Source organism: Caldicellulosiruptor diazotrophicus (assembly GCF_017347585.1).
Classification (GTDB): domain Bacteria; phylum Bacillota; class Thermoanaerobacteria; order Caldicellulosiruptorales; family Caldicellulosiruptoraceae; genus Caldicellulosiruptor; species Caldicellulosiruptor diazotrophicus.
Genome location: NZ_AP024480.1, coordinates 1084271 through 1108555, shown reverse-complemented (window position 1 = coordinate 1108555; position 24285 = coordinate 1084271). Strand labels below are relative to the sequence as shown.

25 protein-coding genes are annotated in these 24285 nt (G+C 34.3%); 4 read left to right on the top strand and 21 right to left on the bottom strand.

The window, feature by feature from the left end; genetic code table 11:
- Positions 1 to 18: 18 nt before the first annotated feature.
- The 10 genes from hisA to pstB all read right to left on the bottom strand — a co-directional run bounded on the left by hisA (position 19) and on the right by pstB (position 8195).
- Complete coding sequence (gene hisA, locus CaldiYA01_RS05265; protein WP_207182222.1) at positions 19 to 732, bottom strand: 1-(5-phosphoribosyl)-5-[(5-phosphoribosylamino)methylideneamino]imidazole-4-carboxamide isomerase; 714 nt, start codon at positions 730 to 732, stop codon at positions 19 to 21.
- Positions 729 to 1334, bottom strand: a complete 606-nt coding sequence (gene hisH / locus CaldiYA01_RS05260) for an imidazole glycerol phosphate synthase subunit HisH (RefSeq protein WP_013412181.1) — start codon at positions 1332 to 1334, stop codon at positions 729 to 731. The genes hisA and hisH overlap by 4 nt, the downstream gene beginning before the upstream one ends.
- Positions 1335 to 1337: 3 nt before the next feature.
- On the bottom strand, positions 1338 to 1922 hold the full coding sequence (gene hisB / locus CaldiYA01_RS05255; RefSeq protein ID WP_207182220.1) for an imidazoleglycerol-phosphate dehydratase HisB: 585 nt from the start codon (positions 1920 to 1922) through the stop codon (positions 1338 to 1340).
- Entirely contained in the window at positions 1903 to 2976 is a 1074-nt protein-coding gene (hisC, locus tag CaldiYA01_RS05250; RefSeq protein ID WP_207182218.1) for a histidinol-phosphate transaminase, read from the bottom strand. The genes hisB and hisC overlap by 20 nt, the downstream gene beginning before the upstream one ends.
- Positions 2969 to 4264 carry a histidinol dehydrogenase gene (gene hisD / locus CaldiYA01_RS05245; RefSeq protein WP_207182216.1) on the bottom strand — a complete coding sequence of 432 codons (1296 nt, stop codon included), beginning with the start codon at positions 4262 to 4264 and terminating at the stop codon, positions 2969 to 2971. The genes hisC and hisD overlap by 8 nt, the downstream gene beginning before the upstream one ends.
- Positions 4261 to 4890: an ATP phosphoribosyltransferase gene (gene hisG / locus CaldiYA01_RS05240; RefSeq protein WP_207182214.1), complete on the bottom strand. Its 630-nt coding sequence runs from the start codon at positions 4888 to 4890 to the stop codon at positions 4261 to 4263. Before hisG ends, hisD begins: the two co-directional genes overlap by 4 nt.
- Positions 4887 to 6068 (bottom strand): ATP phosphoribosyltransferase regulatory subunit, encoded by a 1182-nt coding sequence (locus CaldiYA01_RS05235; protein WP_207182206.1) that lies wholly within the window; start codon positions 6066 to 6068, stop codon positions 4887 to 4889. The genes hisG and CaldiYA01_RS05235 overlap by 4 nt, the downstream gene beginning before the upstream one ends.
- A 136-nt stretch (positions 6069 to 6204) precedes the next feature.
- Positions 6205 to 6744: a QueT transporter family protein gene (locus CaldiYA01_RS05230; protein WP_207182204.1), complete on the bottom strand. Its 540-nt coding sequence runs from the start codon at positions 6742 to 6744 to the stop codon at positions 6205 to 6207.
- Positions 6741 to 7418, bottom strand: a complete 678-nt coding sequence (gene phoU, locus CaldiYA01_RS05225; protein ID WP_207182202.1) for a phosphate signaling complex protein PhoU — start codon at positions 7416 to 7418, stop codon at positions 6741 to 6743. Before phoU ends, CaldiYA01_RS05230 begins: the two co-directional genes overlap by 4 nt.
- A 27-nt stretch (positions 7419 to 7445) precedes the next feature.
- Complete coding sequence (gene pstB / locus CaldiYA01_RS05220) at positions 7446 to 8195, bottom strand: phosphate ABC transporter ATP-binding protein PstB (protein WP_207182200.1); 750 nt, start codon at positions 8193 to 8195, stop codon at positions 7446 to 7448.
- A 223-nt stretch (positions 8196 to 8418) separates the two neighbouring features.
- Here pstB and CaldiYA01_RS05215 point away from each other — a divergent pair, with 223 nt between their 5' ends.
- The gene (locus tag CaldiYA01_RS05215; protein WP_207182198.1) at positions 8419 to 9045 is read left to right on the top strand and encodes a DUF47 domain-containing protein; all 627 of its coding nucleotides are present in this window, start codon (positions 8419 to 8421) and stop codon (positions 9043 to 9045) included.
- Entirely contained in the window at positions 9038 to 10036 is a 999-nt protein-coding gene (locus tag CaldiYA01_RS05210) for an inorganic phosphate transporter (RefSeq protein ID WP_207182196.1), read from the top strand. The genes CaldiYA01_RS05215 and CaldiYA01_RS05210 overlap by 8 nt, the downstream gene beginning before the upstream one ends.
- A gap of 15 nt (positions 10037 to 10051) precedes the next feature.
- Here CaldiYA01_RS05210 and CaldiYA01_RS05205 read toward each other — a convergent pair whose 3' ends face one another.
- The 6 genes from CaldiYA01_RS05205 to CaldiYA01_RS05180 form a co-directional block, all read right to left on the bottom strand.
- Positions 10052 to 11779: a sensor histidine kinase gene (locus CaldiYA01_RS05205; RefSeq protein ID WP_207182194.1), complete on the bottom strand. Its 1728-nt coding sequence runs from the start codon at positions 11777 to 11779 to the stop codon at positions 10052 to 10054.
- Between the two features lie 3 nt (positions 11780 to 11782).
- Entirely contained in the window at positions 11783 to 12481 is a 699-nt protein-coding gene (locus CaldiYA01_RS05200) for a response regulator transcription factor (protein ID WP_207182192.1), read from the bottom strand.
- Positions 12482 to 13276: a peptidoglycan editing factor PgeF gene (gene pgeF, locus CaldiYA01_RS05195; protein WP_207182190.1), complete on the bottom strand. Its 795-nt coding sequence runs from the start codon at positions 13274 to 13276 to the stop codon at positions 12482 to 12484. It abuts the gene before it with no gap.
- 54 nt (positions 13277 to 13330) lie between these two features.
- Positions 13331 to 13984, bottom strand: coding sequence for a fructose-6-phosphate aldolase (fsa, locus tag CaldiYA01_RS05190; RefSeq protein WP_207182188.1), 654 nt, complete (start codon positions 13982 to 13984; stop codon positions 13331 to 13333).
- Between the two features lie 63 nt (positions 13985 to 14047).
- Complete coding sequence (locus tag CaldiYA01_RS05185; RefSeq protein WP_207182186.1) at positions 14048 to 15361, bottom strand: bifunctional folylpolyglutamate synthase/dihydrofolate synthase; 1314 nt, start codon at positions 15359 to 15361, stop codon at positions 14048 to 14050.
- Positions 15361 to 17985, bottom strand: coding sequence for a valine--tRNA ligase (locus tag CaldiYA01_RS05180; RefSeq protein WP_207182183.1), 2625 nt, complete (start codon positions 17983 to 17985; stop codon positions 15361 to 15363). Before CaldiYA01_RS05180 ends, CaldiYA01_RS05185 begins: the two co-directional genes overlap by 1 nt.
- A 150-nt stretch (positions 17986 to 18135) precedes the next feature.
- Here CaldiYA01_RS05180 and CaldiYA01_RS05175 point away from each other — a divergent pair, with 150 nt between their 5' ends.
- Positions 18136 to 18513, top strand: coding sequence for a desulfoferrodoxin (locus CaldiYA01_RS05175; protein WP_207182175.1), 378 nt, complete (start codon positions 18136 to 18138; stop codon positions 18511 to 18513).
- A 71-nt stretch (positions 18514 to 18584) separates the two neighbouring features.
- On the opposite strand, the gene CaldiYA01_RS05170 is transcribed toward CaldiYA01_RS05175, so the two are convergent.
- Both CaldiYA01_RS05170 and pta read right to left on the bottom strand, forming a co-directional pair.
- On the bottom strand, positions 18585 to 19784 hold the full coding sequence (locus tag CaldiYA01_RS05170; RefSeq protein ID WP_207182173.1) for an acetate kinase: 1200 nt from the start codon (positions 19782 to 19784) through the stop codon (positions 18585 to 18587).
- A gap of 26 nt (positions 19785 to 19810) precedes the next feature.
- The gene (gene pta, locus CaldiYA01_RS05165; RefSeq protein WP_238480604.1) at positions 19811 to 20809 is read right to left on the bottom strand and encodes a phosphate acetyltransferase; all 999 of its coding nucleotides are present in this window, start codon (positions 20807 to 20809) and stop codon (positions 19811 to 19813) included.
- Positions 20810 to 21007: 198 nt separating this feature from the next.
- Between pta and lexA the strand changes: the two genes are divergently transcribed.
- A complete protein-coding gene (gene lexA / locus CaldiYA01_RS05160; RefSeq protein ID WP_013403138.1) occupies positions 21008 to 21616 on the top strand; it encodes a transcriptional repressor LexA in 609 nt (202 codons plus the stop codon).
- A gap of 3 nt (positions 21617 to 21619) precedes the next feature.
- Here the strand turns inward: lexA and CaldiYA01_RS05155 are convergent, their stop codons facing one another.
- The 3 genes from CaldiYA01_RS05155 to miaA all read right to left on the bottom strand — a co-directional run bounded on the left by CaldiYA01_RS05155 (position 21620) and on the right by miaA (position 24284).
- Entirely contained in the window at positions 21620 to 22900 is a 1281-nt protein-coding gene (locus CaldiYA01_RS05155) for a methionine gamma-lyase family protein (protein ID WP_207182169.1), read from the bottom strand.
- A 90-nt stretch (positions 22901 to 22990) separates the two neighbouring features.
- Positions 22991 to 23281 carry an RNA chaperone Hfq gene (gene hfq, locus CaldiYA01_RS05150; protein WP_013412203.1) on the bottom strand — a complete coding sequence of 97 codons (291 nt, stop codon included), beginning with the start codon at positions 23279 to 23281 and terminating at the stop codon, positions 22991 to 22993.
- A gap of 64 nt (positions 23282 to 23345) precedes the next feature.
- On the bottom strand, positions 23346 to 24284 hold the full coding sequence (miaA, locus tag CaldiYA01_RS05145; RefSeq protein ID WP_207182159.1) for a tRNA (adenosine(37)-N6)-dimethylallyltransferase MiaA: 939 nt from the start codon (positions 24282 to 24284) through the stop codon (positions 23346 to 23348).
- Position 24285 lies beyond the last annotated feature (1 nt).

Here is a 24285-nt window from a genome sequence, read left to right as displayed (position 1 = left end):
CTTCTCCTTTTTGAAATTTTATAGTATATTAATTATCTCCTCTAACTTGAGCTGACCTGTATAAAGAGCCTTTCCTACAATTGCTGCATCAATCCCTATACTTTTAAGTCTTATAATATCCTCTCTTGATGAAATCCCACCTGATGCTGTCAAAAAACCATCAAAAAGTTTCCGAATATATTTTGCAGCTTCAAAGTTATGCCCTTTTAGCATTCCATCAGTTGTTATATCTGTGTAAATAAGTCTTTCAAACCCCAGATCTTTTATCTTAAAAATTCCTTCTTCAATAGAAATCTTTGTTGTTTCCTGCCACCCGGAAAGTTTTACAAAACCATCTTTAAAATCAAGAGAAGCAATAAATTTTTCTTTACCAAACACCTTCATAGCTTCATTTACAAAATCAGGATTTTTAAAGATCACAGAACCTAAAATGATATAGTCAACTCCTAAAGATATATAGAGCTCAACTGTAGCCTTGTCTCTAATGCCCCCACCACATTCAACTGTCAAACATGTGGTTCTTTTTATATTTCTAATAATTTCAAAATTCACTGGTCTTCCAACTTTTGCCCCATCCAAATCAACAACATGGAGGTGTTTAGCACCACTTTTTTCAAAAAGTTTTGCCTGCTCAATTGGGTCTGAATTGAACAGTTGAACCTGGCTATAATCTCCCTGAGTAAGTCTTACGCACTTTCCATCTATAAGGTCTATTGCAGGTATAACAATCATAACAAACCTCCAAAGTTCTTAAGTATTTGTAGTCCTACTTCCCCACTTTTTTCAGGATGAAACTGAGTAGCAAATATATTGCCACTTTCTATTGAAGAGTCAAACTCAATACCATGCTCACAAACAGAAGATACTATCGATTTATCTTTATTTTCCACATAGTACGAATGAACAAAATACACAAACTGGTTATCCACACCCTTTAAAAGCTTTGAATTTCCTTTAACTTTTATCCTGTTCCATCCCATGTGGGGGATTTTGATGTTCTCTTTTTGAGGAAACTTTTTGACCTCTCCCTTGAAAATTCTTAAACCCTCACAACTACCTTCTTCGCTAAATTCATACAAGAGCTGATAACCTAAGCATATACCTAAAAATACAGACTCTTTTATTTTCTTTTTCAAAACATTAACAAGCCCAAATCTCTCAAGATTTAAAATAGCAACATCAAATGCTCCTACCCCTGGCAGAACAATCGCTTCAGCTTTTTCAATTTCGTCTTTGCTTGACGTAACAAAAGCTTCAAAGCCTATGTATTCAAATGCTTTTTGTACACTTCTCAAGTTTCCCATACCATAGTCCACAATATATATCTTTTTCACTACTCATAGCACTCCTTTTGAGGATGGAATTCTATCATCGATTATTGTACAAGCTTCTTTTAAGGCTCTTCCGACAGCTTTAAAAATGGCTTCGCAAATGTGATGGTCATTCTCACCAGCAAGTTTTTTTATATGAACCGTAGTTTTAGAAGACCAAACAAAAGCTTTGAAAAACTCTACAACCATCTGAGAAGTCATATCCCCAAGCTTTGGTAGCTTAAAATCTACATCAAACGCCAAATAAGGCCTTCCTGAGATATCCACTGCCACCATTACAAGTGCTTCATCCATGGGAAGAATAACATGTGCATATCTTTTTATACCTCTTTTATCTGACAAAGCTTTTAAAAAAGCCTGACCTAAAACTATTCCAACATCTTCTATGGTGTGATGGTCGTCAATGTATATATCACCCTTCGCTTCAAGGTGAATGTCAAATTTCCCGTGATGAGAAAATAGCTGAAGCATGTGGTCAAAAAAACCTATGCCTGTTGAGATTTTGTAATCACCATTTCCATCAATATTGAGAATTAGCTTAATATCTGTCTCTTTGGTCTTTCTCTGAACTTCAGCAACTCTTTGACCCATCTTTTGCGTTCTCCTTTTTAAATCGAATGAGATTTTCTATTATTATATCATTATCTTGAGGCTTGCCCAATGTAATTCTTAAAAGTTTTTTGTTCCCTACCTCGAATTTTTTTACAAGAATTTTGTTTGCAACAAGATATTCAAATATTTTGTCGGCATACTCATCTACAACTGTTACAAAGTTTGCTTCAGATCGAATAACAAAGTAGTATTCTTTAAGTTTTTGTATCATCTTATCTCTTTCATCTTTTATGAGCTGGATGTTATTTTTTAGCTTCTCGAAATTTTCAAGAACCTTGATAGCGATGTGCTGTGTTAATACATTGACATTATAGGGCGGTTTCACTTTGTGAAGGTTTTTTATAATACTTTCATTTGCAATGCCATAGCCACATCTTATACCCGCAAAACCTATTTTAGAAAAGGTTTTAAGAATTATTGTGTTATTGTATCTTCTTGCAAACTCTATATAGTCAATATCGCTGTACTCACCGTAGGCATTGTCAATTACCACAAGCTTTGAAGGAAATGCTTCTACAACAGCCTTTAAATTTTCAGTGCTCCATACAATCCCGGTTGGATTATTTGGAGTATCAATAAATATTACTTTTATTCTTTCATTTGCGCTTATTTCGGAAATTATCTTTTCAATATCAATTTCCCATTGCGAAGTAATATCAAAAAAACAATATCCCACGCCAAAAAGTTCAGCAGTTATTTTATACATCGTAAACGACGGATATATAAAAAATACAAGGTCATTCTCTTCACAGCATGCTTGAATAATAAGATGAATTATCTGATCTGATCCATTCCCCACAATAAAATTTTCACTTTTCAAACTGTAAAACCTTGCTAAAGCATCTTTGAGAGGTTGAGAATCAATTTCTGGATAAAAACACAAATTGGATATGCTATTTTTTAAATTATCCAAAATTATATCCTTTAACCCTTCAGGAATTTCAAGAAGATTTTCGTTAGCATCTGCTTTCACCAAACATTCTATTTGGGGCGTTGTATAGTTAGAAAAATTTTCTAATCTTTTTTTAAACATTTTCTAACCTCACCTTCAACGAATTTGCATGAAAGAGAAAACCTTCTTTTTGCGCTATGTTAATTGCGTGCGGTGCATCAATCAAAAACTGCTCTTTTGAATACTTTATTAAACTCATTCTCTTGACAAAATCATAAACCCCGAGGGGAGAAAAGAAACTTGCTGTACCAGATGTTGGCAATACGTGATTCGGTCCTGCAATATAATCGCCAATAGGCTCAGGGGAATATTCACCTATAAAAATTGCACCAGCGTTTTTAATTTTAAATAAAACTTTCTCTGTATCATTGCAACAAATCTCCAAATGTTCAGGTGCAATAATATTCGCAATTTCAGCAGCCTCAAAAAGATGGTCAACAACTATTATCACACCGTTTTTTTCAATAGATTCAAAAGCAACTGAGTTTTCAAATCTTGCAAGCATCTTCTCAACATTCTTAGAAACCTCTTGAGCCACCTGCAAAGATGTTGTCACTAAAATACACCTTGCCATTGGATCATGTTCCGCCTGGGACAGTAAATCTGCAGCAATGTATTTCGGATTTGCAGACTCATCTGCAATAACCATGACTTCACTTGGTCCTGCTACTGAGTCAATATCTACATATCCAAACAACAATTTTTTAGCAGTTGCTACATAGATATTTCCTGGTCCTACAATCTTATCTACCTTGGGTATAATCTGTGTCCCAAACGCAAGTGCTGCAATTGCTTGAGCTCCTCCTACTTTGTAAATCTTATCAATTCCACAAATTTTTGCTGCTGCCAAAGTGTATTTGCTGATACTCTTGTTCTTGTCAGGTGGAGTTACCATTATTACTTTTTCAACGCCTGCAACTTTTGCAGGAACTGAATTCATCAAAACTGTTGAAGGGTACGCACCTTTCCCTCCTGGAACATAAATCCCTACCTTTTCAAGAGGCTTTATGATCTGACCAAGTAGCGACCCATTTTTTATATAAAACCAGCTTTCCTCTTTTTGTCTCATGTGATACTCATAGATATTCTTATACGCAGTGTTCAAAGCATCTATGAAATCCTTATCCTCTCTTTCACATTCAAAATATGCTCTTTCAATTTCTTCTTGAGGCACTTGCAGTTCATCTAAGCAAATATTATTACAATCAAAAAGTCGTGTATAGTAGAGTACAGCCTCATCCTTTTTTTCTTTCACATCAGAAATTATTTTGCGAACCTTCTTTTCAATCTCTTCCTCGTTTTCCCATTTTCTAATTAGACCCATTTCGACATAGTTTTCAATCTGCTTTTTGCTATTTAATATTCTCACTCTTCAATCATCCTCTCTAAACGATTTATAATATCCTCTATCTGCGTCTTTAATTTCAAACTTGCTCTGTTTGCAATAAGTCGAGCACTTATATCGTATAACTTTTCATACACTTCAAGCCCATTTTCTTTTAAAGTCCTACCACTTTCTACAATGTCGACTATCATATCTGAAAGACCTAAAATTGGAGCAAGCTCTACTGAACCATTGAGTTTTATTATCTTCACATCTTCACCCCTAACATTTCCAAAATATTCTTTTGCAATGTTTGGAAATTTAGTTGCAATTATCTTATCATGCTTTTCCAAAAGAGCTTTACCCATTCCTTTAGGACCTGCTAAGGCAATAAAACATTTTCCAATATTTAAATCTAAAAGTTCGTACACCCTTTTGTTCATCTCAAGCAGGACATCTTTACCCACAACTCCAATATCTGCAACCCCATATTCCACATAAGTGGGTACATCAAAAGGTTTTACCATGAGAAAACGTAAAGAATTTTTAACATCTTCAATCACTAATTTTCTACTTTCATCAGACAAATCAATATCTACAAGCGAACCCTTCTTCAAAAGTTCAACTGTTTGCTGAGCTAATCTCCCCTTTGGCAGTGCTATAGTAATCATTCTAAATCCTCCAAAACATATGTTTTTACGCCTTCTTCATCTACATACATGAATTCTTCAACTTTCATAGTCTTGCTAATAAGAAAGGCCTCTTCTATTTTTGCTGGTACTGGATAAAAGTAAATCTTCTGTTTTTCATTATCTGTCTTAAGAAGCAATTTTAGCGCCGTTTCAAAGTGTCCTTCCTTATATAAAACAAGACTGTTGTATTGTCTTTCATTTCTTTGAGTATTTTTCAGTTTCCATTCCAAAATTCTGTCTGCACCAATTGCAAATCCAATGGCATATAATTTTGTGCCAAATATTTCACACAAGTTATCATATCTACCACCATTTAATATAGGATAGCCAAGTTCTTGAATATAACCAGAAAATATTATACCTGTGTAATAGTTTAGATGTTTAACCATTCCAAAATCAATGGTAATATAATTTTGGTAGCCCAGTTTTACCATATTATTATATATTTCACTTAGTCTTTCTATCGCCATTTTAGATATTTCATTATTCGCAAATCTTTTAGCTTCTTTTATTTTATCCTCCCTACCATAAAGTCTTGTAAGATTTCTAAAAATGTCTATCACTTTAGGAGAAATACCTTTTCGAATCAAAAAATTTTCAATACCTATGTAATCCTTTTTGTCAACAAGCTTGCAGAGCACTTCTGATGATGTTTCATCAATTTCACAGTCCTTAGCAATTCCTTTAAAGAAATTTACTTCTCCAACATCTATTGTAAAGTTGTTAACCCCAAGTTCCAGCAAACTTTCTACTGCAAGTGCTAATACTTCTAGGTCTATATAAAAACTATCAGATGTGTGGAAATTTTCTATACCTGCTTGGAAAAATTCTCTCAAATCCCCTGCTTCCTGTTGAAGAAACTGATATGCCTTACCAAAGTAACACAGTTTGAGAGGATAAACTTTTGTCTGAAACTTAGCTGCAATCTCTGCAACCTTTGGAGTAAATTCATTTCTTAAGGCAATTATGGTTCCATCACTATCCATAAATTTTATTGTGTTGCTACCATTTAAGTTTTTTGACTTTTCGTAATCTTCAAAAGTCGAAGGTTCAACCAATTTGTACCCAAATTTTTTGAATAAAAAAGTAGTCTTTTCTCTTACCTCCTCTAAGGTATCAGACACTGGAGGAAAGTAATGCACAAACTTTTTGCTCATTTTATTCTTCCTTTCATTACTTTATCATAATGAAGTGATGAATAGATATCATGTTATATTATATTACAAAAGATCTGAAAAGGCAACAAAAAAGTGGAGCCATTATTTACACACAAGGCTCCACTCGTTTAGAATCTTATAAAAGATTTTTTCCTTTTAGCTGTTTTTCAAGTGCCAAAAATAAAGGCAGACCTAAAAAGTATGTGGCAATTGCCTCTCCCGTTCCAATAGACACTACTGTAAAAAGATACCTGATAATTGGATTTAGATTCTTCAACCATTCAATTTTTAAGCTGTTTATAAAATACTGCCATATATAAGCTGATACAACAACAGCATTTACTATAATAGTGGGCAGAGGTAAAAAAGGTTTTTTCTTTAATCTGGTTGTAAGCAGCGCAGCTACCAGTGTTGCAAGAGAACCAAAAATAACATCATATACACCTGTTATACTTACTGCCATTCCATATAGGTTTGCTAAAAAACACCCTATAAACAAACCTATAGTGGCTGATACTGGCATCAATGCAGGAAGAAGAGCAAGTGCCTCTGATATTCTTATCTGCAGTGGTCCATATGATATAGCTGGGAAAAACGCAGTTAAAACAAAATATAGCGCTGCAATCAGAGCAGTCCTTGCAATTACCATACTGTCAATCTCTATTTTACTTTTCACTTTCCTTCCTCTTCCCTGCCTTCCCACTCATGTTTATGCATTCCTGTTATCTTGTACACAACCCATTCAGCTATGTTGGTAGAATGGTCTGCGATTCTTTCTAAATATTTAATAACTAACAAAAACTGGATACACTGGGAAACTGCTGCCGAATTTTCTTTCATTATTTGCTCAAGCTCATCAATAAGGTTTTGATACATTGTGTCAACCAAATCATCACGCTGAACAACAGATTTTGCAAGTTCTATATCAGAATTTACATACGAGTCTAACGCATCTTTCAACATCGAACGAGTAATTTCAGCCATTTTAGGAATGTCAATTAAAGGTTTTACATAATCCTCTTTTGCAAGCTTGAGCGTTATCTGAGAAATATCCTCTGCATGGTCAGCAATCCTCTCAATATCTGTTGCAATTCTCATTGCAGTTATTATGAGTCTCAGATCACTTGCAAGTGGCTGCTGGGTAGCAATAACAATAGCACATTTTTTCTCTATCTCTTCTGTAAGCTCATCAATCTTATCATCGTTATCTATTATCCTTTGTGCAAGCTCAACATCTTTTGTCTTAAGTGCCAAAATTGCCTTGTCAATGGCCTCTTCTGCCATAGCTCCCATCTTGAGAATATCAAGATGGATTTCTTTGAGCTCATTTTCAAATGTCGGTCTTGTCATATCAAAAAATCACCTCTCAATGTATAATTATCCAAATCTGCCAGTAATATAATCTTCTGTTCTTTTATCTCGCGGAGTATTAAATATAGTTATTGTCCTATCAAACTCTACAAGCTCTCCATTTAAGAAAAAACCTGTAAAGTCAGAGATTCGGGCTGCCTGTTGCATATTATGTGTCACTATTATTATTGTGTAATTTTTTTTGAGCTGTTCTAAAAGCTCCTCTATTTTTAATGTGGAAATTGGGTCAAGAGCAGATGTTGGCTCATCAAGTAAAATCACTTCAGGTTCGACTGCCAAAACCCTTGCTATGCAGAGCCTTTGCTGTTGCCCTCCTGAGAGTGAAAACGCACTTTTTTTCAGTCTATCTTTTACTTCATCCCATAGATAGGCTTTTTTAAGGCTACTTTCTACAATTTCATCAAGTACTTCTTTCTTTTTAATACCATGAATTCTTGGTCCATAAGCTACATTGTCATATATGCTCATTGGGAATGGATTTGGTTTTTGAAACACCATTCCAATTTTTTTTCTAAGCTGAATAACATCAATCTCTTTGTAAATATCTTTGCCTTCAAAATATACATTTCCTGCTATTCTTACGTTTTCAATAAGGTCATTCATTCTATTTAAAGTTCTCAAGAAAGTAGATTTTCCACAGCCAGATGGTCCTATCAATGCAGTTATAGCTTTTTCATTTATCTTTATGTTTATATTTTTCAGAGCATGGTTTTCACCATAATACAGATTTAAATCCTTTGTTTCTATTATTACCATCTCGAAGCAACCTCTCCCTACTTTTTGATAGCTACAACTTATATATTTTATAATTTCAACATTAAATTCTTGTTTAATGTATGTTAAAACTGTGTTAAATATTATATAATATTCTTTGTGTGATGTAAAACTTTTTATTAATTTCGCAGGATTGATAAATAAAAATAGCTTTTATTAAAATGGTTTTTGTGACAAAAATACTGGAAAGAAGGGGCTGTGAAATATGTGGAGCATAATTCCAAAAGAAAACCACTTTTTTGTTTTATTGGTAAACGCTGTTGAAAATGCTTATCAATCAGCAGTAATGTTAAATCAACTCCTCAATAACCTCTCAAATATGCAAGAACTAATCTCAAAGCTTGAAAAAGCTGAAAACAAAGGGGATGATATTACCCATCAAGTGATTGAACTTCTCAACAAAACTTTTATCACACCTCTTGACAGAGAAGATTTGTTTGCAATAATCAAAGAGATTGACAACATTGTTGATTCGCTCGAAACAGTTGCACATAGGTTTGAAATCTATAATGTAGACACAGTTAAGCCTGAGGCAAAGATCTTATCTGAAATGATTATAAACTGCACAAAAGAATTAAAAGGAGTAGTAGAAAATCTAAAGGATTTAAAAAATACCAAACTCATAAAAGAAAAAATAATAGAAGTAAATAGAATTGAAGATGAAGGTGACATTGTGTACAGAAATGCAATTAAAAAACTTTTTGCTGAAAATAAGGACAAGCCTATTGAAGTAATCATTTGGAAAGAAATTTTTGGCTTTTTGGAAGACACACTTGATGCGTGCGAAGATGTAGCAAACGTAATAGAAGGGGTTGTGACAAAAAATGCATAACATACCACTTAATTTACTTTTAATAATCATTTTAGCTTTGACTTTTGACTTTATAAACGGCTTTCACGACACGGCAAATGCTATTGCAACATCAGTTTCAACAAGAGTATTAACTCCACGCGCTGCCATATTTATGTCAGCAGTTTTTAACTTCTTTGGTGCAATGATAAACACAGAGGTTGCAAAGACAATTGGCCATGGAATTGTTAACCCGAAATTTGTTACACAAAACCTTGTGCTTGCGGCTGTAATCGCAGCAATTGTATGGGATTTGATTACATGGTGGTGGGGAATACCCTCTTCCTCATCACATGCAATAATTGGTGGTCTTGTGGGCGCTGCAATTGCCGCAACAAAATCACTTGCCGATATAAATTGGATAGGATTTGTCAAAAAGATTGTTCTTCCTTTGATTATCTCTCCTATCTTAGGTTTTGTATTTGGATACCTATTTATGATGATTCTTTACATACTGTTTGCCAAAGTACATCCAACAATTGTGAATAGATACTTCTCGAAACTCCAAATACTCTCTGCAATGTGGATGGCATACAGTCATGGCTCAAACGATGCCCAAAAGTCTATGGGTATAATAACCATGGCTCTGGTAGGTAGTGGAATCTTAAACGAGTTTGTTGTACCTGACTGGGTAAAATTTGCCTGTGCTCTTGCCATGGCTCTCGGTACATCAGTAGGTGGCTGGCGAATAATTAAAACGATGGGAATAAAGATAATAAAACTTGCACCAATAAACGGTTTTGCAGCAGAAACTGGCGCAGCGCTAACAATCCAGTTTGCAACCCATATTGGCGCACCAGTTTCCACCACTCATGTCATTTCGTCTTCTATTATGGGGGTAGGTGCATGTAAAAAGTTTTCAGCTGTGAGATGGGGAGTTGCAAGAAATATTGTTATTGCTTGGATTTTGACAATTCCAATGTGTGCTTTCTTAGGGAGCATTATCTCTTTATTAATAAACTGGATAGCATAATTAAAAAAGGCTGACCTATTGATGTGGGTCAGCCTTTTTTACAATTGGAATTGTTACCGTAAACTCGCTACCTACACCTTCCTGGCTTTCAACCCAAACTTTCCCTCCATAAAGGTCTACTATGTGCTTTACAATAGAAAGACCCAAACCTGTACCTCCAAGCTTTCTTGATCTTCCTTTATCTACTCTGTAAAATCTTTCAAAAATTCTTTCAATTTCATTTTCGGGAATTCCTATTCCTGTATCTTTAACCTTTATAATAATTATGTCATCTGATTTTTCTACAGCTACCCATACTTTTCCATTTTCTTTGTTATAAACAATTGCATTGTCTATTAGATTTATGAAAATTTGTTTTAGCCAATCGCGATATATGTTCATCTCAAGACCCTCTTGGACCTTTACATCAAGTTGAATATTCTTCTTCTCAGCTTTAATCTTTAAAAGTTCGATTATCTCAAGCACAACTTCTTTAACCACCACTTTTTCGTCTAAAATGGGTATTGCTGCATTCTCTATTTCAGAAAGATAGAGAAGGTCATTTATGAGTCTTACAAGCCTTTCTACTTCAACCTCAATAATATTAAGAAACTTAATAGCAATATCTTTATCATTAATTGCACCATCTTTAAGTGTTTCTATAAAACCTTTTATAGAAGTGAGCGGTGTTTTGAGTTCATGGGAGACATTTGCCACAAAGTCTGATCGAATTCTTTCCAATTTTTTCAAAAAAGTAATGTCACTCAGGATCAGAAGTATTCCCTCTTTATCATCTTCATAAGAAATCTTCTTTTTACTCACTTTTAAAAATTTTAGTTTATTATTTATGTTAATCTCCAATTCTCTTTCTTTTGTATCTTGCTGAAAAAGAAACTCAAACAGTTCATATACTCGCACGCACTCAAGTAAACTAAATCCAACCTTGAGGTTAGTTTCAAGAATGTTTTCCGCTCCTCTATTGAACATAAGTATTCTCTTATTTACATCAAAAAATATTATACCAATGTCTATTGAGTCTAAAAGAGACGTGAGCCTTTTCCTCAATACATTAGATTCGCTAATCTTTTCTTCTAAAAGCTGATACATCTTTGAAAAGCTTAAACTAAGCCACTTAAAATCTTTTGGACTTTTCATATCTTGAATACTAAACTTTTCTAGTCCTTCCGATATAAGTGAAATTAATCCTTTTAATGGTTGATATAAAACCAATGATATCCCTATTGCTAATGCTATGCCCAGAAAAATACATATAATTGCAAATTTTAGAGTATTAAACAAAACTTTTTTCATTATTATGTCAACTTTGTCAAGAGCTACTGAAACTCTTATAAACATTAATGTATTGTAAATTTTAACTTTTTTTGCTGCATACAAAAAGTAATGTCCCAATGTCTTGCTTTTTCTTATTGAAAACTCTACTTTTCCAAAAGCTTTATTAGCTTTAGCAATCTCCGGTCTTTTTAAGTGGTTTTCCATTTTCTTTGCATCTGCTTCAGAGTCATAAATCACAACTCCATTATTACTAACAATAGTTACTCTAAAATCACCTTTGTTATAAATATCATTCAGTTTACCAACACCAAAGGAGTAAATGTATTTTTCAACTTCACTTATTTTAGCAACAAGCCATTTTTTGTTTTCATCTATATATATGTTTTTATAGGTTTCATATGAAAGAATTCCTTGAAGAAGTGTTATAACAACCACAACTAATATTGTATAACCAAAAAGCTTTGACCTCATACTTTACTCAGACCTTTCATTAAACCTGTAACCTACACCCCTGACTGTTTCTATGTATCGCGGATTTTTCTCATCGTCTTCAAGTTTTCTTCTCAAAAACCTTATATGCACATCTACTGTTCGTGTATCCCCATCAAACTCGTATCCCCATACCCTTTGCAAAATAAAGTCTCTGTCCAAAACTCTGCCTTTATTTTCGATAAGAAGCTTCAAAAGCTCAAACTCTTTGAAAGAAAGAGATACGTCCTTATTATTTTTCTTGACAGTTCTTTTTGAAAAATCTACTTCTACATCTCCAAATTTAACCTTATCTTCCACCTCAGGCTTTAAACTCTCAACTCTTCTTAAAAGCGCCTTTACTCTTACTACAAGCTCTTTTACGCTAAATGGCTTTGTTATATAGTCATCTGCGCCAAGCTCAAGCCCAAGTATCTTATCAATCTCTTCAGATTTTGCAGATAGTAAAATCACTGGCAAATTCCTTGTATCTTTGTTAAACCTAATCTCTTTTAAAACTTCATATCCGTCCTTGTCACTCATCATAATATCGAGTATGACAAGGTCAACTTTATGATGTTTTAAAATCTCCAGTGCTAACATACCACTATCTGCTTCAAATGTATTATATCCTTCTTTTTTGAGATTAAATTTAAGAAGCTCAAGAATGTGTTGTTCATCATCAACTATTAGAATATTTTTCATTTACCTTCTCACCATCCTCAAGATTGCAACCATACTTCCCAATTTTTTAAGTTCTCTGTGATCTCTTCTGTACGAAAAGAATATATCTTCATCTTCGTACGTGCACATATCACAAGATATTATCTGAGATAAATTAATACCATTCTTCTTCAAGTCAAGCAATATTGCTTTTTTTAAATCGACAAAAAGACTCTCTTTATACTCAAAACAAACCTCATCTCCAAACTCTTTAAAAAACATCTCATAAACATCTTTACCTACCTCAAAATGCCTTTTACATATCCCTGGACCAATCGCCACAAGTAAATCTTCAGCCGAAGATAAAAATTTCTTTTTTAAAATCTTGATGGCGTTTTCGGTTATATGCAGCAAAGTCCCTTTCCAACCAGAATGAACCAGAGAAATTACCCTTTTTTCTATATCGACAATATAAACAGGAAAACAGTCAGCATGCATTGTTATAAGTGCAATTCCAGAGATATTTGTTACAAGTCCGTCTGCCTCTGTTTCTTGATTATATTCAAAAAAGTCAAACCCTCTTTCTGCAATTATTATATCATTTTTATGCACCTGTTTTGCATAGAAAATATTTCTATAATCTATATGTAAAGCCTCAAAAAGAATGCGAAAGTTTCTGTCTACTTCTTCTTTTTGTTCAGCCCATTTATAGCTCAGATTAAAACTATCATGTCCATAGTACCTTCGTGTTGTAAAAAAACCCTCTATCCCATAATCTTCAAATTCACTTATTCTAAATATCTCTATCCCATTTATATTCTCTTTTACAAATCCCATTTTTTCCCTCCAGTTAAAAATTTAAAAAAACAGCAACCCTGAAAGAAGGGTTGCTTAACTTTTCTTAGGCACCTTTTCCCAGTCTTTTAAGAATCTCTCGATACCAACATCAGTCAGAGCATGTTTTGTCATTTGTTCTAAAACCTTGAATGGTACTGTTGCTATATGAGCACCTGCTTTTGCAGCCTCAATAACATGTATTGGATGTCTTATACTTGCCGCAATTATTTCTGTTTTAATATCAGGATAGTTTTTGAAAATTTGAACAATCTCCTTAATGAGTTCTATACCATTTTGCCCAATATCATCAAGTCTTCCCACAAATGGTGACACATAAGTTGCTCCAGCTTTTGCTGCTAAAAGTGCCTGAGCTGCTGAAAAAATAAGAGTTACATTTGTCTTTATACCTTCTTTTGAAAGAACTGATACAGCTTTGAGCCCTTCTGAAGTCATTGGAATTTTAATAACTATATTTTTATGAATCTTTGCTAAATCTCTTGCTTCCTCAATCATACCTTCTGCATTAAGAGAAATTACCTCTGCTGAGATTGGACCATCTACAATAGAACAAATCTCATTAACTACTTCCTTGAAATCTCTGCCCTCTTTTGCAATCAATGATGGATTTGTAGTAACACCACAAATTATTCCCCAAGAATGAGCTTCTCTTATCTCATTCACATTTGCAGTATCAATAAAAAGTTTCATTTTTAACAACACCTCTTTTCTCTAATTTTCTTCGTATTATATTTTATACTAACTGGTGTATAATTACAACACACTTAACATTCTTTTCAGAAAACCTCTTGCTGCTCCTACAAGATATAAAGAACCACAAATTATAACTGCACCGTCTTTATCACACAAACCCAATGCATATTTAATTGCTTCTTTGAAATCTGGTACAAATTCAACCCCAAACTTATTCGAAATCTCAAGAGCTTCTTTCTCAGAAAAAGCTCTCTTTTGAGAAGGAACAAGAGTAAAGATAACCCTTTGCGCCACACTCTTTATTAACAAAATCATCTTTTCATATTCTTTGTCCTTCAAAATTCCTACAACAGCCACAATCTTCTTATCATTCAAATATATTTTGCAGTTTCCTACAAGCACTTTCATTCCCTCAACATTGTGCGCACCATCTAATACAATCATAGGTGTATTTTTCAAAACTTCAAACCGACCGTTCCAGCGAGTATTCAAAAGCCCCTTTACTAATGCTTCAGCTTTTATGTCATATTTCTCTTTCAAACACTCATACGCATAAACACAATTTAGAGCATTTTCTACCTGATGTGTGCCTAGTAGCTTAATTTCAAGATTTTTATAAATTCCTTTTGGAGTAACACAATCAAAAACAATTCCTTCCAGTGTATTCTTCAATACATGATAATTTCTTTCTACCTCGATTAGCTGAGCATTTTGCTCCTTGCACACTTTTGAAATAACCACTTTTGCCTCTTTATACCGCTGAAGTGCTAGTATTACTTTGGTATTTTGCTTTATTATCCCTGCCTTCTCGAAAGCAATCTCATCAATTGTTGAACCTAAAATGTCCATATGATCAAAACCTATTGATGTAATCACGCAAAGCTCGGGATTTTCTACCACATTCGTTGCATCAAATCTTCCACCAAGTCCAACCTCAAGCACAACAAAGTCTACATTTTTTCTTTTAAAAAACTCAAATCCAATGGCAGTTACAACTTCAAACTCTGTTGGATGCGAAAAACCTTGTCGTAGCATCTCTTCAATTCTTTCTTTCACAAACTCTGCAATACTCGCAAGTTCCTGATTGTCTATTGGTTGATTATTCAGTTTTATTCTCTCATTAAATGATTCAAGAAAGGGTGAGGTGTAAAGCCCCACCTTAAAACCTGCCTCAATCAACATCTGATTTATAAAAGCACATGTTGAGCCCTTTCCATTTGTACCTGCAACGTGAATAACCTTTAACCCTTTTTGGGGATTTCCCATAAACTCAAGAAGCTTTGTTATATTGTGTAGTCCAAGCTTCGTTCCAAATTTGTAAGTTGAATGTATAAAATCTAACGCCTGTTCATAAGTCATAGGCATATTTAACATCACCTGAGACTTTCTAATCTTTCTATTTGCTGCTCAACTGAAAGTAGCATTTGCTTATACCTCTCGTATTTTTCCTTTTCTTCTTTTACAACCTTTTCAGGTGCTTTCTGTAAAAAGTTTTGATTACTCAATAGTTTTTCAGATCTCTCCACCTCTTTTAAAAGTCTTTCCTTTTCGTCAAACAATCTTTTAAGCTCTGCTTGAACATCAACTATTTCTTTCAATTTCACATACGCAACTCCCCAGGACAGTACTAATGCTACGCTATCTTCTGGAACCTCATTAGAGATTATCACCTGATCAAAATTTGCAAGTTTTTTTACATATATCTCCCACGAGCTTAATTGATTTACCATTGAAAGGTCATCAGTCCTTATATATACCTTAGGCTTGATATCAGGCTTAATGCTTTTTTCTAACCTCAAATTTCTCAGACTTCTTATGAGTTCTATAAGTTTTTCAACCATTTGAATGTCTTCAGTAAATTGATATCCCCTTGGCTTTGGCCAGGTTGCTATCACAAGACTCTCTTCAACATGTGGGAGATTCAAATAAATTTCTTCTGTTACAAATGGCATAAATGGATGCAAAAGCTTTAATATATCTGTTAAAACTGTCAAAAGCACATACTGTACCTCTTTGTTGTTACTTGCTTCCTTGTTATAAAGGATAGGTTTTGACATTTCAATATACCAATCGCAAAATTCATCCCATATAAAGTCATATAACTTTTGAGCAGCAATTCCAATCTCAAACTTTTCAAGGTTTTCTGTAACTTCACAGATGAGTGTATCAAGCCTTGATAAAATCCACCTTTCGGTAAAAGTAAACTTGCTCTCATCAGGCTTAAAGCTTGTATCAATATCAAGATTCATGAGTACAAATCTTGCAGCATTCCAAATCTTGTTTGCAAAGTTTCTATTAGCTTCAACTTTTTCCATATAAAATCTTGTATCATTTCCAGGAGATATACCAGTAACAAGTGTAAATCTTAGAGCGTCAGCACCATACTTTTCTATTACCTCAAGTGGGTCTATACCATTACCCAAGGATTTACTCATTTTTCTCCCTTGAGCATCTCTTACAATACCGTGTATCAAAACATACTTAAAAGGTTCTTTACCCATATGCTCTAAGCCTGAAAATATCATCCTTGCAACCCAGAAGAAAATGATATCATATGCAGTTACCAAAACATCTGTGGGGTAGAAGTATTTAAGGTCTTCTGTCTCCTCAGGCCAACCAAGCGTAGAAAATGGCCACAAGGCAGATGAAAACCAAGTATCAAGTGTATCTTCGTCTTGATACACATTCGTAGAACCACATTTTGAACATGCCTTTACTTCTTCCCTGCTTACCATCATATTTTCGCAGTCGCGGCAGTAATAAGCTGGAATTCTGTGCCCCCACCATAGCTGTCTTGAAATACACCAGTCTTTTATATTCTCCATCCAGTTAAAGTATATCTTTTCAAATCTTTCAGGTATAAATTTAATCTTTCCTTCCTTAACGACTCTTATTGCAGGCTCTGCTAAAGGTCTCATCTTGACAAACCACTGTTTTGAGACAAGCGGCTCAATTACAGTTGAACATCTATAGCAGTGTCCTACATTATGTGTATAGTCCTCTTCTTTCACAAGAAGACCGAGCTCTTTTAAGTCTTTTATAATATTCTTTCTTGCCTCATATCTTTCCTGCCCTGCATATTTCCCTGCATTTTCATTCATATACCCTTTTGTATCTATCACCTGAACCATTGGAAGGTCGTGTCTTTGGCCAATCTCAAAGTCGTTCGGGTCATGGGCAGGAGTTATCTTTACAACGCCTGTTCCAAATTCCATATCAACATAATCATCTGCAATTATTGGTATTTCTCTGTTTATCAGAGGAAGCAAAACTGGCTTACCAATCAAATGTTTATACCTTTTGTCATTTGGATTTACTGCAACAGCAGTATCACCTAACATTGTTTCAGGCCTTGTTGTAGCAACAATTACATAATACGAATTATCTTTTGCAGGGTATTTTATATAGTAGAGCTTTCCTTTTTTCTCTTCATATTCAACTTCGGCATCAGAAATTGTAGTGTGGCAGGTTGGACACCAGTTAATCATCCTCTCGCCTTTATATATAAGCCCTTTCTCATAAAGTCTAACAAAGACTTCTTTTACAGCATTTGAAAGTCCTTCATCCATTGTAAACCTTTCTCTATCCCAATCACAAGATGCACCAAGTTTTTTGAGCTGCTCAATAATTCTGCCACCATATATCCTCTTCCATTCCCACGCACGCTCTAAAAACTTTTCTCTCCCTATCATCTCCTTTGTCAAGCCTTCTTCTTTCATCTTTTCAACAATCTTTGCTTCTGTTGCTATACTTGCATGGTCAGTACCAGGAAGCCAAAGTGTACAGTATCCTTGCATTCTTTTAAACCTTATAAGAATATCTTGGATGGTATTGTTAAGTGCATGTCCCATATGTAGCTGCCCTGTAATATTTGGAGGTGGAATAACAATAGTAAAAGGTTTTTTTGAATAATCAATGATTGCATGGAAATACTTTTTATCAAGCCACATTTTATAAAGCTTTTCCTCTACTTCTTTAGGATTATATACCTTTTGCACTTTTACATCCCCCTCAGATGTTTTTACTTTATTTTTTATATTATTTCAATTTTAATTTTATTTCAAACTTCGTGTTATAAATGTTCATTTGATGGGTATAAAGTAATTGTAATTTAAAAAATTAATTTTTACAAGGGAGGGTATTAATCAATGATTAAAAGAGGAAATTTATACAAATGTGAAGTCTGCGGAAACATAGTAGAGGTTTTGTATGCGGGTGGTGGCCAGCTTGTATGCTGTGGCCAACCCATGACGCTGCTTGAAGCTAATACAGTTGATGCAAGTTTAGAAAAGCACGTTCCTGTTATCGAAAAGACAGAAGAGGGTATTCTTGTTAAAATTGGTGAAATACCTCATCCAATGGAAGAAAAACACTATATCATGTGGATAGAACTCATTGCTGACGATAAAGTCTACAGAAAATATTTAAAACCAGGAGATGAACCAAAAGCATTTTTTGAAATCTCAGCTGAGAATGTAGTGGCTTATGAATATTGTAATATACACGGATTGTGGAAAAGAGAATAATAAACAATAAGGGGTTGCATAAAAAGTCTTCATTATCAAATGTGGCAACCCCCTATTTTATTTATAAAAGCTTACTTTGAAAGAAGTCTTTTCGCCTCTCTTGCAATCATAAGCTCTTCGTTTGTAGGAACTATTAAAACCTTCACATTGCTCTCAGGTTTATTTATTTCAAAAACCTTGCCTTTTTCTGCATTGAAGTTTCTTTCCCTATCGTACAGAACACCCATATATTCCAAATCAGTCAAACATTTATCTCGCACAAGAGCGTTGTTTTCACCTATTCCAGCAGTAAATATTATCGCATCTACTCCACCCAAGACTGCTGCATACTCACCAATATACTTTTTGACTCTGTAACAGAACATATCAATTGCAAGCTGTGCTCTTTCATTCCCCTCATTTGCAGCTTTCTCTAAATCTCTAAAGTCACTACTTACACCTGATATTCCAAGTACACCCGACTTTTTGTTTAGAAAATCATTCATCTGCTTTACATCCATTTTTTCTTTTTCCATAAGATAGAGTATTACAGCAGGGTCAATTGTTCCGCTTCTTGTTCCCATTGCAAGCCCAGCCAAAGGAGTAAATCCCATGCTTGTATCAACAGACTTTCCGTACTTTATTGCACATACACTTGAACCATTTCCAAGATGACACGTTATAAGTTTTAACTCCTCAAGTGGCCTTTTTAAGTACTCAGCGGCTTTAATTGCAACATATTTGTGTGATGTCCCATGGAATCCATATTTTCTAATTCTATATTTTTCATAAACCTCATATGGAAGAGAATACATATATGCATATCTTGGCATTGTCTGATGAAACGCTGTATCAAACACTGCAACATTAGGCTTTCCTGGAATTTCTCTCTCACATGCTTCAATTCCCATTAAATTAGCCGGATTGTGAAGAGGTGCAAGTTCAATACATTCTCTTATTGCTTTCTTTACCTCTTCATTAACAACCACCGCATCACTGAAATACTCCCCGCCATGAACAACTCTGTGACCAATTGCATCAATTTCATCCATTGAATGGATAATGCCGGCTTCTTCGTGTGTGAGCATCTCTAACACAAGCTTAATAGCAACATTGTGGTCTTTTATTTCCTGTTCTTTTACAATCTCTTGACCATTTTTCTGATGTTTGATAAAAGCTCCTGGCAAACCAATCCTATCAACAACACCTTTGCAAAGCGCAATCTCTGTATCAGTATCAATAAATTGATACTTTAAAGATGAACTTCCTGAATTTAATACCAAAACTTTCATTTTCTCATTCCCCTTCTATAAATAATTTATTTCATCATAGCCTGCACAGCAGTAATAGCAATAACTCCTACAATATCTTCAGCTTTGCAGCCTCGGGACAAATCATTTACAGGTTTTGCTATTCCCTGGGTAATAGGTCCATACGCCTCTGCTTTTGCAAGCCTTTCTGTGAGTTTGTATGCAATATTACCAGCATTCAAATCAGGAAAGATAAGAACATTTGCTTGCCCTGCAACAGGACTTCCTGGAGCTTTCAGTTTTGCAACAGAAGGAACTATTGCTGCATCTGCTTGCAGTTCACCATCTATTAAAATGTCTGGTGCTTTCTCTTTTGCAATCCTTGTCGCCTCAATAACCTTGTCAACCATCTCAGACTTTGCAGAACCTTTGGTTGAATATGAAAGCATTGCTACTTTTGGAGTTTTACCAACTAAAGCTTCAAAACTCTTTGCGGATGCAATAGCTATGTCAGCAAGATCTTCTGCAGTTGGATTTGGATTCAAACCTGCATCAGCATATACAAAAACTCCATTTTCACCGTATTCACAGTCTGGTACAACCATAATAAAGAAGCTTGAAACAAGTTTTACCCCAGGTGCTGTTTTTAATATCTGCAGGGCTGGGCGTAAAGTATCTGCTGTTGAGTGAATAGCGCCAGAGACCATACCATCTGCCAAACCCTTATATACAAGCATAACGCCAAAATACATCGGGTCTTTCATAAACTTTTTTGCATCTTCCAGTGTTACACCCTTGTTTTTTCTTAGATCATAAAATTCATTTACAAATTCATCAAATCTATCAAAATTGTCTGGATCAATAAAAATAGCATCATCTACATTTGCACCAAACTTTGCTGCCTCTTTTTTTATCTCATCTTCTTTGCCAATTAAAACTATTTTAGCTATCTTTTCTTTCAAAGCTATAGAAGCAGCTTTTAAATTTCTCTCTTCGTAGCTTTCGGGAAGTACAACTGTTTTAATATCTGATTTTGCTTTTTCAATTATTGTATCAATAAATGCCATTTTTTGATACTCCTTTCGTTTATTATTTGACATATTGCACCTTATATATTATAAAACAAATTGTATCTTGTATACAAGAATTATTTTACTTTTAAAATAAAATTCCTATCTAAAATACTAAACAAAAGTTTGAAGAATGTATGTTTTTATGTTATAATTATTTCAAAACATTAATCTTGAAAAGGGGAAATAAGTAGCATGAAAAAGCAGCTCACAAAAAAGCAAGAGGAAATATTAGAGTTTATAAAAAAGAGGATTAAAGAAAAAGGCTATCCCCCTGCAGTGAGGGAAATTTGCGAAGCAACAGGTCTAAAATCTACTTCAACTGTTCATGGGCACCTAACTCGGCTTGAAAAAAAAGGTTATATTAGGCGCGACCCATCAAAACCAAGAGCTATCGAAATTGTGGACGACGAATTTTATGTCCACAGAAATGTTGTGCAACTACCTCTTGTTGGGAAGGTAACAGCAGGTGAACCAATCTTAGCAGTAGAAAATATAGAAGAAACTATGACTCTGCCGTATGATCTTGTTGGAACAGAAGACGCGTTCTTACTCAGAGTTAGAGGAGATAGTATGATTGAGGCAGGAATTTTCGACAATGATATAATAATTGTCAGAAGACAAAATGTAGCTGAAAATGGAGACATTGTTGTTGCTTTAATTGATGATGAAGCAACAGTAAAAAGATTCTATAAAGAACACGACCATATTAGACTTCAACCAGAGAACAAAGCTATGGAACCAATTATTGTCAAAGACGTAAAAATACTTGGTAAAGTAATAGGACTTATCAGGAGGATGTAGCAATTACATCCTCCTGATATTTTCTACAGCATGCAAAATCCCAATAATCCCAGTTTCAAATGAGGAGCCACCTTGAAGGTATGCAACATAAGGTTCTCTAATTGGCGCATCACAAGAAAGTTCCAAAGACGTACCCTGCACAAAACCTCCTGCTGCCATTATTACTTTGTGAGAATATCCTGGCATATCCCAAGGTTCGGGTAAAACATTACTGTCTACAGGACAGCCTTTTTGTATTCCTTGACAAAATTTTATAAGCTCGTATTCGTTTTTAAACACAATTGCTTGAATTATGTCAGCTCTTTTTTCGTTATATTTTGGTAAAACTTTATACCCTAGCTTTTCCATTATATATGAAGCAAACATAGCTATTTTTAGGCTTTCAGTAACAATATGCGGCGAAAATAAAAGTCCTTGTAAAATCTCTTTGTTAAATCCAAGAGAGGGCCCAACTTCTTTCCCCATGCCTGGAGAGTTTAGCCTGTCTGCACACATTTCAACAAGTTCTTTTTTTCCAGCGATATAACCGCCACATGAAGCAATTGTCCCACCTGGATTTTTGATAAGCGAACCTGCTATTAAGTCTGCTCCTATTTCGGTAGGTTCTAATTTTTCTACAAATTCACCATAACAGTTGTCAACCACAATAACTGTCCGAGGAGAAATAGCTTTTATAAACTTAATTGTTTTTTCTAACTCTTCAATTGAAATTGAACTTCTGAGAGAATATCCCCTTGAACGTTGAATGAAAACTACTTTTATAAAATTATTTTTTAAAGCATTCTCTATTTTCCCAAAGTCAAAGCTATTGCCTTTCAAATCAATTTCTTGGTATTTTATTCCGTACTCAATAAGATTTCCATGCCCACCATCTTTTATTCCTATCACCTTTTGTAATGTATCATATGGTTTCCCGCTGATTGAAAGAAGGATATCACCTGGTCTGAGCAGTGCAAATAGCATTGTTGCAATTGCCTGTGTTCCAGAAATAAATTGGATTCGCACAAGAGCATCTTCACATCCAAAAACTTTTGCAAAAATTTTCTCAATCACATCTCTTCCGCTATCTGAGTATCCATATCCATCTGTCTTATTTAAATGTGTATATGAAAGTTTGTTTAAGTGAAAAGCATTTAATATCTTTAGCTGATTGAAAGATTTTATTTCCTCTATATATTCAAAATTCTCTTTTAAATCTTCTAAAGCTTGCTCTGTTAAGCTTAGTAAGTCATGAGAAAAATTATAAAATTTCTTTAGTGCTGCAATATCTATTTTCAATATCATTTGCACCTCTCTTTTAAATTCTATATTGTCAAAAATTAAAGAAAGCTCATGAACGTGTGTTTCATGAGCTTTCTTTTGAAATTGTGCGTTTTATTTTGTCTCTTGTCCTTGATTGTTATTTGATTGTTGAGAAGCTTGTTGATTATTCTGTGCCTGAGCCATATAGTTTATTGGCTTTGATGGCATGATTGAAGATATAGCGTGCTTGTAAATTAGTTGCTGCTTGTTATTGTCAGTCTCTACAATCAATGTAAAGTTATCAAAACCCTTGATAACTCCTTTTAACTGAAAGCCACTGAGCAAAAAAATTGTAACATTTACTTTTTCTTTTCTTAACTGATTTAAAAACAAGTCTTGCAAGTTTAAACTTCCTTTCGCCACTTTATGTATTCCTCCCCAAACTTAAAAGTTTTTTATATTATAATTTTTATATGTTTTTCTTAAATTATACCACACTTTTGCAAAGTTCAAAACATTTTTTCACAACTTCTTCAAACCTCATACCTGTAATATCCAAAAACATAAATTCTCCCTGATATTTAAACCAAATCCTCTGCCTTTTAGCAAACTGTCTTGTCCTTATTTTAAGCTCTTCTTTGGCCTCTTGTAAAGAAATTTTCCCTTCAATATATGGTATTACCTGCTTATATCCAAGCCCTTGCATAGATTTTAAATCCTTTGAATATCCCATATCAAGAAGCATCTTTACCTCATCTACAAGTCCCATATTAAACATCTTTTCAACCCGCTGGTCAATTCTCTGCCAAAGAGCTTCCCTTTCCATTATAAAACATAACGGTATTACATTATATTTTCCACTTCCTTTTCTTCTCACCTTGTCTAAAAAATCTGTTGGCTTTTTACCAGTTAAAAAATAAATTTCTAAATATCTTATAACCCTTTTTACATTGTTGGGGTGAACAGAATTTGCAGCATCTTTGTCTATTTCTTTAAGAAGCTCATAAAGATAAATATTACCTTTACTATTAAGCTCATCATAAAGTTTTTTTCTAACTTGTTTTGAATCCCCCATCTCAGGAAATTCTATATCGTCCACAACCGACTTTATATAAAAGCCAGTACCACCTACAAGCAAGGGTACTTTACCTCTTTTTAAAATATTCGAAATTGCATCTGTTGCATCTTTCTGAAACATCGCAACATTATAATCCTCATCTGGAAATACCACATCAATAACATAATGTTTGACAGTTTCTCTTTGTTCCTTTGTAGGCTTTGCTGTGCCAATATCCATAAGCTTGTATACACACATTGAATCTGCAGACACAATCTCGCCGTTTACAAGCTGAGCAAGCTCTACTGCAACATCTGTTTTTCCGGTGGCAGTAAGTCCTGCAATAACAATCAAAGGTATTTTCTCCATT